The sequence below is a fragment of the Methylobacterium cerastii genome (assembly GCF_022179125.1).
In the GTDB taxonomy this organism is placed as follows: Bacteria; Pseudomonadota; Alphaproteobacteria; order Rhizobiales; family Beijerinckiaceae; genus Methylobacterium; species Methylobacterium cerastii.
In genome coordinates, this window is record NZ_BPQG01000007.1 from 1 (window position 1) to 16,074 (window position 16,074).

General features: G+C 71.3%; 15 protein-coding genes. 6 read left to right on the top strand and 9 right to left on the bottom strand.

Translation table 11 applies throughout. The features are described from left to right. Positions 1–182 precede the first annotated feature (182 nt). A complete protein-coding gene (locus tag MFF13_RS03455) occupies positions 183–2,234 on the top strand; it encodes a M23 family metallopeptidase (protein WP_238271024.1) in 2,052 nt (683 codons plus the stop codon). Between the two features lie 13 nt (positions 2,235–2,247). On the opposite strand, the gene gluQRS is transcribed toward MFF13_RS03455, so the two are convergent. The 5 genes from gluQRS to MFF13_RS03480 form a co-directional block, all read right to left on the bottom strand. Then, positions 2,248–3,147 carry a tRNA glutamyl-Q(34) synthetase GluQRS gene (gene gluQRS, locus MFF13_RS03460; protein WP_238270876.1) on the bottom strand — a complete coding sequence of 300 codons (900 nt, stop codon included), beginning with the start codon at positions 3,145–3,147 and terminating at the stop codon, positions 2,248–2,250. Continuing rightward, positions 3,144–3,431, bottom strand: coding sequence for a hypothetical protein (locus MFF13_RS03465; RefSeq protein WP_238270878.1), 288 nt, complete (start codon positions 3,429–3,431; stop codon positions 3,144–3,146). The genes gluQRS and MFF13_RS03465 overlap by 4 nt, the downstream gene beginning before the upstream one ends. Before the next feature lie 32 nt (positions 3,432–3,463). After that, positions 3,464–5,488, bottom strand: a complete 2,025-nt coding sequence (locus tag MFF13_RS03470; RefSeq protein WP_147830686.1) for an ATP-binding protein — start codon at positions 5,486–5,488, stop codon at positions 3,464–3,466. Positions 5,489–5,661: 173 nt separating this feature from the next. Next, positions 5,662–6,510, bottom strand: coding sequence for an oxidoreductase (locus tag MFF13_RS03475; RefSeq protein ID WP_147830689.1), 849 nt, complete (start codon positions 6,508–6,510; stop codon positions 5,662–5,664). A 179-nt stretch (positions 6,511–6,689) separates the two neighbouring features. Further along, on the bottom strand, positions 6,690–7,235 hold the full coding sequence (locus tag MFF13_RS03480) for a hypothetical protein (RefSeq protein ID WP_238270881.1): 546 nt from the start codon (positions 7,233–7,235) through the stop codon (positions 6,690–6,692). Between the two features lie 307 nt (positions 7,236–7,542). Between MFF13_RS03480 and trpA the strand changes: the two genes are divergently transcribed. The 4 genes from trpA (at position 7,543) to MFF13_RS03500 (ending at position 11,813) form a co-directional block, all read left to right on the top strand. Next, the gene (gene trpA, locus MFF13_RS03485; RefSeq protein ID WP_147751841.1) at positions 7,543–8,379 is read left to right on the top strand and encodes a tryptophan synthase subunit alpha; all 837 of its coding nucleotides are present in this window, start codon (positions 7,543–7,545) and stop codon (positions 8,377–8,379) included. 107 nt (positions 8,380–8,486) lie between these two features. Then, positions 8,487–9,398 carry an acetyl-CoA carboxylase, carboxyltransferase subunit beta gene (accD, locus tag MFF13_RS03490; protein WP_147812875.1) on the top strand — a complete coding sequence of 304 codons (912 nt, stop codon included), beginning with the start codon at positions 8,487–8,489 and terminating at the stop codon, positions 9,396–9,398. 14 nt (positions 9,399–9,412) lie between these two features. Beyond that, positions 9,413–10,738: a bifunctional folylpolyglutamate synthase/dihydrofolate synthase gene (locus tag MFF13_RS03495; RefSeq protein WP_147830693.1), complete on the top strand. Its 1,326-nt coding sequence runs from the start codon at positions 9,413–9,415 to the stop codon at positions 10,736–10,738. A 166-nt stretch (positions 10,739–10,904) separates the two neighbouring features. Then, the gene (locus MFF13_RS03500) at positions 10,905–11,813 is read left to right on the top strand and encodes an outer membrane protein (protein ID WP_147751843.1); all 909 of its coding nucleotides are present in this window, start codon (positions 10,905–10,907) and stop codon (positions 11,811–11,813) included. A 178-nt stretch (positions 11,814–11,991) separates the two neighbouring features. Here MFF13_RS03500 and trxA read toward each other — a convergent pair whose 3' ends face one another. Continuing rightward, positions 11,992–12,321 (bottom strand): thioredoxin, encoded by a 330-nt coding sequence (gene trxA / locus MFF13_RS03505; protein WP_147751865.1) that lies wholly within the window; start codon positions 12,319–12,321, stop codon positions 11,992–11,994. Positions 12,322–12,630: 309 nt separating this feature from the next. On the opposite strand from trxA, the gene MFF13_RS03510 reads away from it, so the two are divergent. Further along, positions 12,631–13,920, top strand: a complete 1,290-nt coding sequence (locus tag MFF13_RS03510) for a PQQ-dependent sugar dehydrogenase (RefSeq protein WP_147830697.1) — start codon at positions 12,631–12,633, stop codon at positions 13,918–13,920. Positions 13,921–14,338: 418 nt separating this feature from the next. Here MFF13_RS03510 and MFF13_RS03515 read toward each other — a convergent pair whose 3' ends face one another. The 3 genes from MFF13_RS03515 to cyoC are packed head-to-tail and all read right to left on the bottom strand — an operon-like array spanning position 14,339 to position 16,070. Continuing rightward, positions 14,339–15,040 carry an SURF1 family protein gene (locus MFF13_RS03515; protein ID WP_187273720.1) on the bottom strand — a complete coding sequence of 234 codons (702 nt, stop codon included), beginning with the start codon at positions 15,038–15,040 and terminating at the stop codon, positions 14,339–14,341. Further along, positions 15,037–15,447 carry a cytochrome o ubiquinol oxidase subunit IV gene (gene cyoD, locus MFF13_RS03520; protein ID WP_147751845.1) on the bottom strand — a complete coding sequence of 137 codons (411 nt, stop codon included), beginning with the start codon at positions 15,445–15,447 and terminating at the stop codon, positions 15,037–15,039. The genes MFF13_RS03515 and cyoD overlap by 4 nt, the downstream gene beginning before the upstream one ends. After that, positions 15,444–16,070 (bottom strand): cytochrome o ubiquinol oxidase subunit III, encoded by a 627-nt coding sequence (cyoC, locus tag MFF13_RS03525; protein WP_147751846.1) that lies wholly within the window; start codon positions 16,068–16,070, stop codon positions 15,444–15,446. The genes cyoD and cyoC overlap by 4 nt, the downstream gene beginning before the upstream one ends. Positions 16,071–16,074 lie beyond the last annotated feature (4 nt).

A 16,074-nucleotide genomic window follows, 5' to 3' on the forward strand; every position in this document is an offset into this window, starting at 1 on the left:
AGACTGGAAGGCGGCCCCGAGTGGATCGTCGCGCATCTCTCCTGACGGATGGACCTGATCCGACGGATCGATGAGTGGAAGCGCGCTCGCGCACGAGGCGCCTCAATCTCGACATGCTGCCCTTCGACATGCTCATGTCTTGGCGGCCCTTGAAGCCGCCCTCCTCCGACAAGGCGCTCTTGGTGAACCGCGACCGTCTCAAGATCGGCGAGGCCGGCGGCCCGCGGACCCCGCCGGGTCATGCCCACGGGATTCAGCCGGCCCTCGACCTGCTCGGATCGGATGCGACGCGCATCGACCGCCGCGAGGTCAACCTGCGCTGGCTCTGCGCCTCGGCGCTGACCGGCCTCACCGGCGCGGCGCTGATCGGGGCGGCACTGCACGTCTCGCTTCAGGGCGAGGCCTCCTTCGCCGCCATCCCGGAACGGGTGAGCGTGGCGCCCCGGCCCCAGCCGAGCGAGGGCGGCACCAACCTCGCGCGCAAGGGCGACCGCCTCGTGCGCAACCTGATGATCGCCTCGGCCAAGCAAAGTTTCCGCTCGCCGGTGACGGTGCGTCTGGGGGACCGCGAGATCATCAAGGTCCGCCCCTTCGTGCGGATCACCACCGCGCTGTCTATGTCGACCGGGGTGTTCGCCGGCGACATCCCGAAATTCGATCCGATGAAGTTCGTTTCCGACGAGCCGGTCGAGCGGGCGCCTGATCCCGGCTCCGCCGACGCGCCCGGCGCGGAGGTCAGCGTGGTCAAGCGCGACCTCGCCGACGCGACGGTCGAGGCCGGCTCCGCCGCGCTGTCCGACGACGACGTGACGGCGCAGGTCGAGGAGGAGCGCCGGATCTCGGCCGAGGCGGGCCGGCGCACCGCGATCCCGATCGCGCCGCAGATCCTGCTGTCGCGCACCCTGCAGGGCGCGCCGACGCCGGACTTCGCGGGATCGCCCAAGACCGCCAACGACGGCAACCCGTTCAAGTCGATCGAAGTGCTGGTCGTGCCCGAGAACGTGACCAAGCTCGCCAAGGTCGAGTTGCGCCCCAACGAGACGCCGATCGTCGAGGAGCGCGACCTCGCATTGAAGCGCGGCGACACGCTGGAGGCCGTGGTGCGCGCCACCGGCTTCGCCTCGGAAGAGCAGATCCGCGGCATCGTCACGGCGCTCGGCGGTAGGACCAAGACCGGGGCGCTCGCGGAAGGGCAGCAGTTCCGCCTGCAGATCGCCCCCGGCGCGAAGCCCGGCGACCCGCGCCAAGTGACCCGGGTCGTGCTCTACGGCGAGGGCGGGATCGAGGGGATCGCGGCGATCAACGATCGGGGCGCCTTCGTCTCGGTGGCCCCTCCCCCCGAGGAGGCGCCGTCGCAGAAGCCGGCGGCGAGCGCCGAGAACGCTGAGGACGACGAGGAGGATGGCGGCTCGGGTCCGCGCCTGTACCAGAGCCTCTACGAGACGGCGGCCCGGCACGAGCTGCCGCGGGCCACGGTCGAGGACATCGTGCGGGTGTTCAGCTACGACCTCGACTTCCAGCGGCGAATCTCGGCCGGCGACGGCCTCGACGTGTTCTACACCTACGACGAGGATGCCGGCGCCTCGGCCGACCGGCCCGACCTGCTCTACGCCTCGTTGAACCTCGGCGGGGAACAGCGGAAGGTCTACCGCTTCCAGTCCCCGGACGACGGCTCGATCGACTACCTCGACGACCAGGGCCGCTCGCTCAAGAAGTTCCTGATCCGCAAGCCGATCGCCGACGGCATCATGCGCTCGGGCTTCGGCTATCGCCGCCACCCGGTGCTCGGCTACGCCAAGCTCCACACCGGCGTCGACTGGTCGAACCCGATCGGCACGCCGATCGTGGCCGCCGGCAACGGCACCGTGATCCGGGCCGAGATGACCTCGGGCTACGGTCGCCGGGTCGAGATCCAGCACATCAACGGCTACGTCACCACCTACAACCACATGTCGCGGTTCGGGCGCGGCGTCACCGAAGGCGCGCGGGTGCGCCAGGGCCAGGTGATCGGCTACGTCGGCTCCACCGGCCTCTCCACCGGCGCGCACCTGCACTACGAGGTCATCATCAACGGCCACTTCGTCGACCCGATGAAGATCCGGGTGCCGCGCGGGCGCGAGCTCGACGGCCGGATGCTCACCGAGTTCAAGCGCCAACGCGAGCAGATCGACGCGGTGATGCAGAAGTCGAAGAGCGCCACCGCGATGGCGCAGCGCGACGCGGCGGTGCGCTGACGCGGTCTGCCCTTCAGGCGAAGCCGAGCGTCGCGCGGATCGCTTCGGCGGTGTCGCCGCGCGCACGCAGGTCGGCGAGGCTCTCGGACGCCTTCGATTTCGCGAGCTTGCCGCCGTCCGGCCCGAGGATCAGGGCGTGGTGGTGGTAGCGTGGGGTGGGCAAGCCGAGCAGCGCCTGGAGCAGGACGTGCAGGTCGGTCGCCGCCTCGAGGTCGCGACCGCGCACCACATGGGTGACGCCCTGGTGCGCGTCGTCGACGACGACGGCGAGATGATAGCTCGTCGGCACGTCGCGGCGCGCGATCACGGCGTCGCCCCAGCGGACGGGATCGGCGACCCGAAACGTTTCATGAGACACTCCCTCCCCTCCCCGCTCGGCGGGTGATGAGAGAGCGAGATCGGCATAGCCATGGGTGCCGGATTCCGTTGCCAACGCCCGAGCCATGTCGAGCCGCCAGGCGTGCGGCGCGCCGGCGGCGCGGCGGGCGGCGGCGGCCTCCGGGGGGAGGCCGCGGCAGGTTCCGGGATAGAGCGGCGCGCCGTCCGGGTCGCGCGCGGCGCTGCCCTCGGTCGCGACGCGGACGTCGCCGCGGGTGCAGAAGCAGGGATAGGCGAGGCTCCGCGCGATCAGCCGGTCGCGGGCGTCGCGATAGGCCTGCATGTGCTGCGACTGATGGCGGACGGGCGCTTCGAAGCGGAGGCCGAGCCAGGCGAGATCGGACATGATCGCGTCCACCAGCTCGGGCCGCGATCGGGCCGGGTCGATGTCCTCGATCCGTAGCAGAACACGGCCGCCGGTTCGGGCGGCGAGGTCGGCGTTGAGCAGCGCGGAATAGGCGTGGCCGAGATGCAGGCGCCCGTTCGGGCTCGGCGCGAAGCGGAAGGTGGGCCGAGGCGCGCCGGCAGACGTCAACCGCCGACGCGCTGCAGGCAGCGCAGCGGGCCGGGCGTGCAGGCGATGCCCGGCAGCGAGCAGGCCGGACCCTCGGCCTGCCGCCGGCAGACGCTGCAGCCGTCGCCCCATTCGGCGCAGGTCGCGTCCGCGGCCGGCGAGACCGGGCCGTGGGGGGCGCGGTTCGGCAGGAGCACGCCGAGCAGTACCGTCGCCGCCACGAGGGCGGCGATGCCCCAGGCGGCGAGGCAGCCGGGGTCGCGGGACTTCGGGTGCGGGTCGGCGGTCGTGGCGGAAGCGGACATGGTGCCGGTGTTCGCTTGGGGGGACGCGTCCGTCAAGCCGCCCGCGCCACGCGGCGTTCCAGCAGGCCGGGCAGCAGCTTGAGGTCGAGGGGCTTGGCGAGGAACCCGTCGAAGCCGGCGCGGCGGGCGGCCTTCTCGTCCTCGCGGCCCGCGTTGGCGGTGAGCGCCACGAGCTGGAGGCGGCCGGACCGCGCGCGGGCTTCGGCCGCGCGGATGCGGCGGGCGGTCTCGTGGCCGTCGCAGTTCGGCATACGGATATCGATCAGGGCAAGGTCGAACACGCCGCCGTCCGCGATCCGCGCCAGGGCCTCGAGCCCGTCGGCCGCGTGCACCACCTCGGCGCCGAGGCGTTCCAGGGCCTTGGTCGCCAGGAGCGCGTTGATCGGGTTGTCCTCGGCCAGCAGCACGCGCAGGCCCGCGCCCACGCGCGCGGGGGCGGCGCTGGCCGCCTCGGGCGCGACGTCGGCCGGGGGCGCGGGGGCGAGCAGGCGGTCGAACAGCGAGCGGGCGCGAACGGGCTTGATCAGGTAGGTGTCGAAGCCGGCCGCACCCGGCGCGCCGAATTCGCGCCGGTCGAACGGCGAGAGCAGGACGAGGCTGCAGCGCACCCCGCAGGCCCGGGCCTGGTCGGCCAGCCGCCGAACCGCGTCGTCGCCGAGCGCCCGGTCGGCGATCACCGCGTCGAAGCCGACGCCGGCCAGCGCGTCGAGCCCGTCCTTGAGGTTGGGCATCACCACGGCCGCCGCGCCGGAGCGGGCGAGGTTGCGCGCCAGGAACGGCGCCTGGAACGGCGAGTCGGCGACGATCAGCACCTTGCGCGCCGCCAGCACCGGACGCGGCACGGGGGCGGGCTGGTCGTCGGCTTCCGGCAGCGGCAGCACCACGCGGAAGGTCGAGCCGCGGCCGAGCTTCGATTCCACCTCGATCCGGCCGCCCATCCGCAGGACGAGGCGGCGGGTGATGGCCAGCCCGAGGCCGGTGCCCTCGTGGCTGCGGCTGGCGCTGCCGTCGCCCTGCTCGAACTCCTCGAACAGCGAGCCGATGCGGTCCTCGGCGATGCCCGGCCCGGTGTCGGCGACCGTGAGCAGGATCGCGCCGTCGGCTCGCGCCACGCCGACGCCGACGCCACCGGATTGGGTGAACTTCACCGCGTTGCCGACGAGGTTGACCAGGATCTGCCGCACCCGGTCGCCGTCGCCGACCACCAGGGCCGGCACGTCCTCGGCCACGTCGAGGGCGATCTCGATGCCCTTGTCCTGCGCGCGCGGCGCCAGCAGCTCGACCACGGCCTCGGCGGTGGTCTCGACGTCGAACGGTTCGGCTGCGAGGTCGATGCGGCCCGCCTCGATGCGCGAGAAGTCGAGGATGCCGTCGATCAGCGAAAGCAGCGCCTGCCCGCTGGTGCGGACCGCCTGGACGTAGGTGCGCTGCTCGGCGTCGAGGCCCGTGTCGAGGACGAGCTCGGCCATGCCGAGGATGCCGTTGAGCGGCGTGCGGAACTCGTGGCTGACGGTGGCGAGGAAGCGCGACTTGGCGACGCTCGCGGATTCGGCGCGCGAGAGCGCCACATCGAGGGCACGCGCCGACTCGACCCGTCCGGTCACGTCGCGGCCGGCGCGCAGCCATTGGATCGGCTCGCTCCCGCGGGCGATCGGCACCTCGACGAAGGCGAACCAGCGCGGCACGCCGTCGGGTGGCATCACCCGCACCTCGCTCCGGCGCACCCCGTCCGGGCCTGTCTCGGCGCCGGCGGCCTCGAGCACCTGGAGGTCGAGGGTCGCGCCGATCATCGCGAGCGGCGTCCGGTCGAAGAGCGCGGCGTAGCCTTCGTTGGCGAAGGTGATGCGCCCGGCCGCGTCGCGCTGGACGATCACGTCGGTGGTCGCCTCGACCAGGGCGCGGTAGCGGTCCTCGCTCTCCGAGACCTGCCAGATCCGGTCGTGAAGATGCTCGGTGTCGTCCTGGGCGCCCGCCCGCCCACGGCGCGCCCAGGCGAAGGCGACGCTTCCCACGGTGACGAGGAGCGCGAGCGCGACGACGAGGTCCCTGGGGTCCATGCGGATCTCCCCCGGCGTGACGCACCCGGGCAGGGTGGACCATCGCAGGCGAGGCTGAACGATCGGTTGGGAAAGGCGCTTAATCGGAGGTTGCGACGCGCACGCCTCCCGATGTCGCGGCGCGTCGCCGTTCGAGCGTTCCCTCGCCGCAAGCGGTCACCCGCCGCGGGTCATCAACTCTGCGGAAAATCCGCACCCAGGCTGGTCTCGCGCCAGGCTTCGATCTCGGCGAGCCGCGCCTTCAGCTTCGCGGTGACCGCGTCGTAGCCCCAGGCGCCGAGGACGAGGTGGCGCGGGGGATTGTCGATCTCCGCGACGCGGATCATCGCCTCCGCCGCGCGGACCGGGTCGCCGGCCTGGGTGCCGCTCTTCTCCGAGGTGGCGGTCAGCCGCGCGCCTGCGGTCTCGGCGTAGTCGGGGATCGTGCTCGGGGTCTGCTTCAGCGAGCGTCCGGCCCAGTCGGTGCGGAACGGACCGGGTTCGATGCAGGTGACCTTGATGCCGAGGGGCGCGGTCTCGGCGGCGAGCGCGTCCGACCAGCCTTCGACCGCATGCTTGCTCGCGGAGTAGTAGCCCGAGGCGGGAAAGCCGATGAAGCCCGCCACCGAGGTGACGTTGAGGATGCGGCCGCCGCGTTGCGCCCGCATGCCGGGCAGCACCGCGCGGGTCAGCGCGAACAGGCCGAACACGTTGGCATCGAACTGCGCGCGAATCTCGGCCTCGACGCCCTCCTCGACCGAAGCCTGGTAGCCGTAGCCGGCATTGTTCACGAGCACGTCGACGCGGCCGAACGCGGCGTGGGCCGCCGCGACCGCAGCTTCGACCTGGGCTTGGTCGGTCACGTTGAGGGCGAGCGCCAGGGCGCGGTCGCCGACGGCCTCGGCGAGGTCCGCGACGCGGCCGACGTCGCGGGCCGTCACCACCGCGCGCCAGCCGCGGGCGAGCACGGCGCGGGCGAGGTCGCGGCCGAAGCCGGTGGAGCAGCCGGTGATGAACCAGACGGGGGTGGTCGCGGAGGCCATGCGGATCGTCCCGTGCGCCCCGGCGGCCGGGGCGATGCGTGAGGGAAACGCGCATCCGGCCCAGGGCCGGGACGCGCGGCGTCCTCACGCAGATAGGACGCAGCGACGCCCCGGCGACGGGCTGGGCCGTCGCCGGGGCGGGGATCGTGCTGGGCTGCGCTGCGGCAGGCCCGTCGAGATCACTGGACGGCGTAGCGGGCGTGGCCCTCGATGGTGCCGGCATGGTGCTGCACCGGCACCTGGGCCTGGCCGACGAAGTAGGCCTCGACCATCTCACGCACGACCTCGGCGAGGTCGTCGGCGCGGGCGAGGTCGAGCTGCAGGTCGCTGCCGACCGAGCGGCCGAGGCTCGCCGCGCAATGGGTCTTGGCCACGAGCTTCTCGGCGTAGGCCTGGCCGATGCCGGAGACCGAGATCAGGTTGCGGCCGCCGAGCTCCGGGCCGTACTTGATGACGATGCGCTGCTCGGGCTGCGAGGTGCCGCTGAGGACCGCACGCAGGGTGACGAAGTCCTCCTTGTCGATCGCGCAGTCGAGGCCGGCGATGCGGCCGTGGACGTTGTCGCGCTCGTCCAGCACCTCGGACATCAGGGTCAGGACGCCGAGCACCGGCTGCAGCGCGCGCACGCCCTCGGCGAGCAGCCGGCTGCGGAAGCCGTTCTCGCGCGCCTCGGAGGCTTCGAGGCTGGCGTGGAAGCGATTCTTGATCTCTGACGGGTTGGTCATGGCGTGTCCTCGGATTCGACTGTCGATCTTTGGCGACCGTGATTCGAGACCTAGGGGTTTTCTTGATCTGCCACAATAGTATGCAAAGTATTCCCGCCTGCCTGCACAATGGGCAGCTGGCGCGTCGATGATCATGCCTCTTTCCGGTGCAGACGGGCGACCCGTCCTCGCGCGCACGAGGACGGGTCGCGAAACCGCTTCCGCTTCACGGGCCGGCGCCGATGGTGTAGGCGCGGCATCGATCCTTCGCCGCGCTCCCCTTCGCGACGCGCGGCACACGTCTCGATACCAGGAACGGACAGGCACCATGGCCGCCCGCATCGACGCCACCTTCGCCCGCTGCCGCGCGGAAGGCCGCGCCGCCCTCGTGACCTACGTGATGGCGGGCGACCCCGACCCCGAGACCTCGCTGAAGGTGCTGCAGGCGTTGCCGGCGTCGGGCGCCGACATCGTCGAGTTCGGCCTGCCCTTCACCGACCCGATGGCCGACGGCCCGGCGATCCAGGCGGCGGGCCTGCGGGCGCTGAAGGCCGGCCAGGGCGTCGCGAAGACGCTCGACCTCGTGCGCCGGTTCCGTGCGGGCAACGCCGACACGCCGGTGATCCTGATGGGCTACTTCAACCCGATCCACACCTACGGCGTGGAACGCTTCCTCGACGACGCGTCGGCGGCCGGCATCGACGGGCTGATCGTGGTCGACCTGCCGCCCGAGGAGGACGACGAGCTCTGCCTCCCGGCGCTGGCCAAGGGCCTCGCCTTCATCCGGCTGGCGACGCCGACCACCGACGAGCGGCGCCTGCCGGCCGTCCTCGCGAACACCGCCGGCTTCGTCTACTACGTCTCGATCAACGGCATCACCGGCACGGCTACGCCGGATTTCGGTGCCGTCGGCACCGCGGTCGGTCGCATCCGCCGCCACACGGCGCTGCCCGTGGTCGTCGGATTCGGCGTGAAGACCGGCGCCCACGCCGCGGCGATCGCCAAGGGCGCGGACGGCGTCGTCGTCGGCTCGGCGCTGGTCGACGCGCTGCACCGGACGCTGGACGGCGCGGGCGCGGCCACCGGCGGCAGCGTCGAGGCGGTCTCGGCGCTGGTGCGCGAGCTCGCGGCCGGGGTGCGCTCGGCCTCCGCCCGCGCCGCCTGACGCGGGCGGCGCTGGTCAAACGGGGCGACGGCCCCGATATGCAGGGCTCACGCTGAGCAAGGCCGATCGACGATCTCGGTCTGATCGAACCGGACGGGCGCTACATGATGGTCGAACCGATGAACTGGATCTCGGAGGTCGTGCGCCCCAAGATCAAGACCCTGTTCAAGCGCGAGACGCCCGAGAACCTCTGGGTGAAATGCCCGGATACCGGGCAGATGGTGTTCCACAAGGAGGTGGAAGGGAACCACTGGGTCATCCCCGGCTCCGAGCACCACCTGAAGATGAGCGCCAGCGCGCGCCTGAAGATGATGTTCGACGAGGGCACCTGGATCGACGTGCCGCTGCCCGAGGTCGCCGTCGACCCGCTCAAGTTCCGCGACGAGAAGCGCTACGCCGACCGCCTCAAGGAGGCGCGCACCAAGACCGGCATGCAGGACGCGTTCAAGGTCGGGTTCGGCCGGGTCGGCGGGCAGCCGATGACGCTGGCCTGCCAGGATTTCGCGTTCATGGGCGGGTCGCTCGGGATGGCGGCCGGCGAGGCCTTCATCCGCGGCGCCGAGACGGCCCTTGAGAAGCGCACGCCCTACGTGATGTTCGCGGCCTCCGGCGGCGCGCGGATGCAGGAGGGCATCCTCTCGCTGATGCAGATGCCGCGGACCACCGTGGCGATCCGGCGCCTGCGCGCGGCCCGCCTCCCCTACGTCGTCGTGCTCACCAACCCGACGACCGGCGGCGTCACCGCCTCCTACGCGATGCTCGGCGACGTGCACCTGGCCGAGCCCGGCGCGCTGATCTGCTTCGCCGGCCCGCGGGTGATCGAGCAGACGATCCGGGAGAAGCTGCCGGACGGCTTCCAGCGCGCCGAGTACCTGCTGGAGCACGGCATGCTCGACCAGGTCGTCCACCGCCACGCGCTGAAGGACACCATCGTGCGGATCTGCGGCCTCCTGATGAACGTCGGGCCGGCCTCGGTGCCGGCGTCCGCGCCGTCCGCGCCGATTCTCGAACCCGCCTGACGCGGCGCGCGCCCATGGATTCCTCCGACGCGCTGATGGCGCGCTTCCTGGCCCTGCATCCGCGCACGATCGACCTGTCGCTCGGCCGCATCCAGAGCCTGCTCGCCCGCCTGAACCATCCCGAGCGCCGGTTGCCGCCGGTGATCCACGTGGCCGGCACCAACGGCAAGGGCTCGACCATCGCCTTCATGCGGGCGATCCTCGAAGCCGGGGGCTTGGCCGCGCACGTCTACACCTCGCCCCACCTCGTGCGCTTCCACGAGCGGATCCGGCTGGGCGGCATCGGCGGCGGCCACTACGTGCCCGAGGACCGGCTCGCCGAGGCCTTCGCCCGCTGCGAGGCGGCCAACGCCGGCGACCCGATCACGGTGTTCGAGATCACCACCGCGGCCGCGCTCCTGCTGTTCTCCGAGGCGCCGGCCGACGTGCTGCTGCTCGAGGTGGGGCTGGGCGGCCGCGTCGACGCGACCAACGTGATCGACACGGTCGCCGCCGCCGTCGTCACGCCGATCGGCCGGGACCACGCCGAGTATCTCGGCGACACCGTCGAGCTGGTCGCCAACGAGAAGGCCGGCATCTTCAAGCGCGGCTGCCCGGCGGTGATCGCCGCGCAGGACTACGCCGAGGCCGACGCGGTCCTGTGTCGCCGCGCGGAAGCCGTGGGCGCGACGCCGGTCTGGGTCGGCAACCAGGACTTCTCGGTGCACGAAGAGAGCGGCCGCCTCGTCTACCAGGACGAGACCGACCTGTTCGACCTGCCGCGCCCGAAGCTCGTCGGCCGCCACCAGTTCACCAACGCCGCCACCGCCATCGCGGGCCTGCGGGCGGCGGGCTTCGGCGACATCGGCGTCGCCGCGGTGGAGGCGGGCCTGCGCAACGTCGACTGGCCCGGCCGGATGCAGCGTCTCGCCCGCGGCCGACTCGCGGCCCTGGTCCCGGCCGGCTCCGAGCTCTGGCTCGATGGCGGCCACAACATCGACGGCGGCCGCATCCTCGCCACCGCGCTCGCCGACCTCGGCGAGCGCAGCGACGTGCCGCTGGTGCTCGTGGTCGGCCTGCTCGGCACCAAGGACGCCGAGGGGTTCCTGCGCCACTTCGTCGGGCTGGCCCGCGCGCTGATCGCGGTGCCGATCGCCGGGCAGATGGCGGCGAGGCCGGCCGTGGAGGTCGCCGAGATCGCCCAGCAGGTCGGCCTGAGCGCGCGCGTCTCGCCGAGCATCGAGGCCGCCCTCACGGCGGTCGCCGACATCGCCTTCGAGCGGCCGCCGCGCATCCTGATCTGCGGCTCGCTCTACCTCGCCGGCGCCGTCCTGACCGCAAACGGCACGCCGCCGACCTGACGCCCGACGCGCCCGGCGGCGTGCGGGCTAGAGCCTGCCGCACGCGAGGTCCGGTCGGCCCGCCATTGCAGAGCTGCCGCATCTGTGGCGCCGATGTTACATCTTGGCTGTGGGAAATCCCGTATTCTCAGCATCGATCGGGCAACATGCTGGGGATCAAGAGAACATGAACAAGCTTCTGACGTCATTGGCCGCCTTCACGGCCCTCACCGCCGCCGCCTCGGCCGCCGACCTGCCGCGTCGCGCTCCGCCGCCGGTCTTCACGCCCGTCCCGGTGTTCACCTGGACCGGCTTCTACTTCGGTGTGAACGCCGGCTACGGCTTCAACGCCGGCAACACCACCGCCCCGACCGTCGTCGGCGTCTCGCCGGGTAACGCGATCTTCGCCGGCCCCGCCGTCGGCGGTGTGCCCGCTGGCAACCGCGCTGGCGTCCTCGCCTTCGGCAACAACAGCGGCAACGACGGCTTCACCGGCGGTGGCCAGGTCGGCTACAACTACCAGTTCACCCCGGGTTCGGGTGTCGTGATCGGCATCGAGGCCGACGCCCAGTACGTCGACTTCGGGCAGAACCGGAACCGCTTCTCGTCCGCCACGGTCGCCGGCGGCGGCATCCTGCCGGGCACCCTCGTGTTCAACCCGTCGGGCCTTTCCAGCCTCGACTACTTCGGCACCGTGCGCGGTCGTCTCGGCTACGCCTTCGACAAGGCCCTGTTCTACGCCACCGGCGGTTTCGCCTACGGCTCGGGCGGCGGTCGTGACTTCGGCCTGCCGAACCGTTCGACCGACTCGTTCCAGACCGGTTACGCGGTCGGCGGTGGCGTCGAGTACGCGCTCCCCACCGACTCGTTCCTGAACTTCTTCCGTTCGTCGGCCGTGACCCTCAAGGTCGAAGGCCTGTACGTGAACCTGAACCAGGGCAACCGCAACAACGGCATCTTCGCCGTCAACTCGGCCGGTACGCCGGTCGGCGTCGGCAGCCCGGGCGTCACGCTCGTGTCGGGCGGCAACGTCCGTCGCGACACCGAGTTCGCCGTCGTCCGCGCCGGCCTGAACTACAAGTTCGGCTCCTACTAGGATCCGACCTCCGACCCATGGGCCGTCCAGAGCCCGGGGTCGACTCGAACCATTCGAATTGGGTTTCGAAACGGAGAAAGCCCGGCCTCGCGGCCGGGCTTTCTTTTTGCGCGTGAAGCGATGCGCACGAAAAAGCCCGCCTCCTCGAGGAGGCGGGCCTGTTCGGCCGACGCGGGCGTCAGGCGCTCGCGGTTTGCGCGCTGATCCAGCGGGACAGGTCGCCCTTCGGCGCCGCGCCGACCTTCTGGTCGACCCGCTCGCCGTTCTTGAACAGCAGCAGCGTCGGGATCGAGCGGATCCCGTACTGTGAGGCGATGCCGGGATTCTCATCCACGTTCACCTTCGCGATCTTCACGCGGCCCTGCATGTCGGAGGCGATCTCCTCGAGCGCCGGACCGATCTGCCGGCAGGGACCGCACCACTCCGCCCAGAAATCCACGACCACGGGCTCGACGGACTTGAGGACGTCCTGCTCGAAGCTCGCGTCGGTCACTTTCACCGTCGCCATCGGAAAATACCCTTCTCGAAAGGCCGCCCGGGCGCCTGCAACAGGCCGCCCGCCGACCGGTGCCATGAGACTTGGCGACCGGGCGTCCTGCGGTCAAGGCGGCGGAGGGGGCCGCATGCCGGCTGCCCACCCGGTTCATGACGAATCGCACACGAAGCGCCGTGCGACGGGGGCCGGGTCCCCGCGCGCTCGCTTTGGTGGAGGCCCCGCCCCATGTGAGTCGGAACGCCCGGGCGACGGTCCGTATCCGCCGCCCGGGCGTTTGGACCCGATCCAGGAGGATTCTCGACGGTGACAGGATTTTTGCAGGTGCCGCGCTTCCGTTCCCTCACGCTCGCCACCGTGGCGGCGGTCGCGCTCGCACCGGTCGCATTCGGCGAGGAGAGCGCCGCCCCGCGGCCGTCGCGCATCGAGGGCGATGCCTTCAGCGTGCCCGCGGCCAAGACCGCCGGCGACGCGCCCGCCGAGACTGCCGCGCCGAACACCGCCTACAAGCCGCTGCTGCCGAACCAGACCCGTGCCCCGAAACCCGCCGAGGCCGTGAAGGTGGACGTCGCCACGGTGGCCAAGGGCCTCGCGAGCCCGTGGGCGATGGAGTTCCTGCCGGACGGCCGGATGATCGTCACCGAGAAGGCGGGCAAGATCCGCATCGTCGCGAAGGACGGTACCGTCGGCCCGGCCATTTCCGGCGTGCCGAAGGTCGACGCCCGCGGCCAGGGCGGCCTGCTCGATATCGTGCTCGGGCCGACCTTCGCCACCGACGGGCAGGTGTTCTTCAGCTTCAGCGAGCCCCGCGGCAAGGGCAACGGCACGACCGTGGCGAAGGCCAAGCTCCTCCAGGACGGCAAGGGCGGGGGCAGGCTCGACGACGTGAAGGTCGTGTTCCGGCAGATGCCGACCTACGACGGCGACAAGCACTTCGGCTCGCGCCTCGTCTTCGCGCCCGACGGCATGCTGTTCGTCACGGTGGGCGAGCGCTCCGACAAGGCGACGCGCGGGCAGGCGCAGGACCTGTCGAGCGGCCTCGGCAAGGTCTTCCGCATCGACGCCGAGGGCCAAGCCCCCAAGGACAACCCGTTCTACGGCAGCGACAAGGCCAAGCCCGAGATCTGGTCCTACGGCCACCGCAACGTCCAGGCCGCGGCCCTCGACGGGCAGGGCCGGCTCTGGACCGTGGAGCACGGCCCCCGCGGCGGCGACGAGCTGAACCGGCCGCGCCCCGGCCTCAACTACGGCTGGCCGGTGGCGACCTACGGCATCGAGTATTCCGGCGAGCCGCTCGGCGAGGGCGTGACCCAGGCCGCCGGCACGGTGCAGCCAGTCTACTACTGGGACCCGGTGATCGGCCCCTCCGGCATGGCGCTCTACACCGGCACGCTCTTCCCCGCCTGGAAGGACGACTTCCTCGTCGGCGGCCTCGTCAGCGAGGGGATCGTGGTGCTGAAGCGCGACGGCGACAAGGTCGTCACCGAGGAGCGCGTGCCCCTCGATGCCCGCATCCGCGACGTCCGCGTCGGACCGGACGGCGCGGTCTACGCTGTCACCGACGGCGCGGACGGCCGCATCCTGAAGCTGACCCCCAGGGCCGACGCCGGCTGATCGGGGCATCGCTTGCCGAACGCACGCGACGCGTTCGGGCGCCCGTTGGTGTTCCTTCCACGTGCTGCCAGAGACCGTATTCACACAGCTCGCCGCGCATCCCGAGGGAGGCGCGGCTTCCCCTCTCCCCGCGGGCGGGGAGAGGCTCGGCTGCACCCCGTCGTGCAGCCGGGGAGCGGCGGCGAAGCCGAAGCGACGGTGAGGGGGAGTATGCGGAAGAGCCTCCTCCGGCGTCGCCCCCTCACCGTCGGCCGCCGCCTCGCTTTGCCGACGACGAGGTCGGCAATGCCCTCTCCCCGCAGGCGGGGCGAGGGGATGCGCGCAGAGCGGATCGACAGCAGCGGCGATGTGTGAATTCGGTAGGTTTGCCGGGAAGGGACAGCACCACAACTTCGCAGCAGCCGACGAACGTGCGTCGCTACCGCCGCCGCTCCCCATTCACGTAGATCGCCGCGCCTAGCATCATCGCGGCGAGGGTGAACCAGGTCAGCGCGTAGACGAGGTGGTTGTTGTGGAAGGCCACCACCGTCAGGCCGCCGACCGGGAGGCCGCCCTCCGGCCCGGCATCCGCATCGATGAAGTACGGCGCCACGTCGGACAGCCCGCGGGCCGATGCGATGACCGCGACGTCGCGCGAGTACCAGCGATTCTCGGGCGGCGCGTTGCTGCGGAGGAACGCGCCGCCGGGTTCGGTCAGCCGCAGCAACCCGGTGACCACGACCTCGCCCTCGGGCCGGCGCCAGCCCGCCGGGTCGCGGCGGTCGGACGGGACGAAGCCGCGGTTCACTAGGACCGTGAAGCCCTCGGAGACCAGCGGGGTCAGAACCCAGAACCCACCGCCGAGCGCCGTCACGGCCTGGACCAGCGTCGTGGATTCGTGGCGGAAGCGGCCCGACACCCGCACGTGCCGGTAGGCGTCGGACGCCTCGGTGACCGAGGGCCAGGCTGCGGGTCCCGGGGCAGGCGTCGGCGCCGCGCTCACCCGCGCCTCGACGCGGGCGATGAGGTCGAGTTTCCAGGTCCGGCGCTCGACCTGCCAGATCCCGAGGGCGACGAGCCCCGTGACCGCCAGCGCGCTCGCAAGGTTGAAGGCCGCCCGGCCGAGGCGGATCGTCCTCAGGGCTTGTGGTGCATCAAGTCGTGCGGGGAGGCCGGCATCATGTTGTTGTTCAGGTGATACATCACCCAGATCGAGCCGGTCAGCGTGATCACGACGAGGGTCAGCGTGAAGATCAGGGCGAGGATGGTCCATCCCCCTTCCGACTTCGTGTTCATGTGCAGGAAGTAGATCATGTGGACCACGATCTGCACCACCGCGAAGGCCATGATGATCAAGGTGGTGTGCACGGCGTTGCCGAGCACGTCGCTCATCACCAGCCAGAACGGGATCGCGGTGAGGATCACCGAGAGCACGAAACCGGTCATGTAGCTGCGGAACGACCCGTGCGCGCCGGTCCCGGGACCATGCGCGTCGTGGCCGTGGCCGTGCGGCTCGGCGTGGGTGCCCGCCCCCGTCGCTAGACTCACTGCAGCACTCCCATCAGGTACACGAAGGTGAACACGCCGATCCAGACCACGTCGAGGAAGTGCCAGAACATCGACAGGCACATCAGCCTGCGCTTGTTCTCGACGATCAGCCCCTTCTGGGCGGTCTGCACCATCAGCACGATCAGCCAGACGATACCGAGCGACACGTGCAGGCCGTGGGTGCCGACGAGGGCGAAGAACGAGGACAGGAAGGCCGAGCGCTGCGGCGTCGCGCCCTCGTGGATCAGGTGGGCGAACTCGTAGAGCTCGATGCCGATGAAGCAAGCGCCGAACAGGCCGGTGATGGCCAGCCAGAGCTGCATCGTCTTGAGGTTGTCCTTCTCCATCTCCAGCATTGCGAAGCCGTAGGTGATGGAGGACAGGAGCAGCATCGAGGTGTTGAGCGCCACCAGCGGCAGCTCGAACAGGTCTCGCGGCGAAGGCCCGGCCGCGTAGTTGCGGCCGAGCACCCCGTAGGTGGCGAACAGCACCGCGAAGATGAGGCAATCGCTCATCAGGTACATCCAGAATCCGAGCATGGTGCTCGACTCGTGGGCGTGGTCCTCCTCGAGGTAGAAGGCCGGTGCCTCGGCGCCCGGCGGGGCGGTGTCGGTGTGCATCATCGGC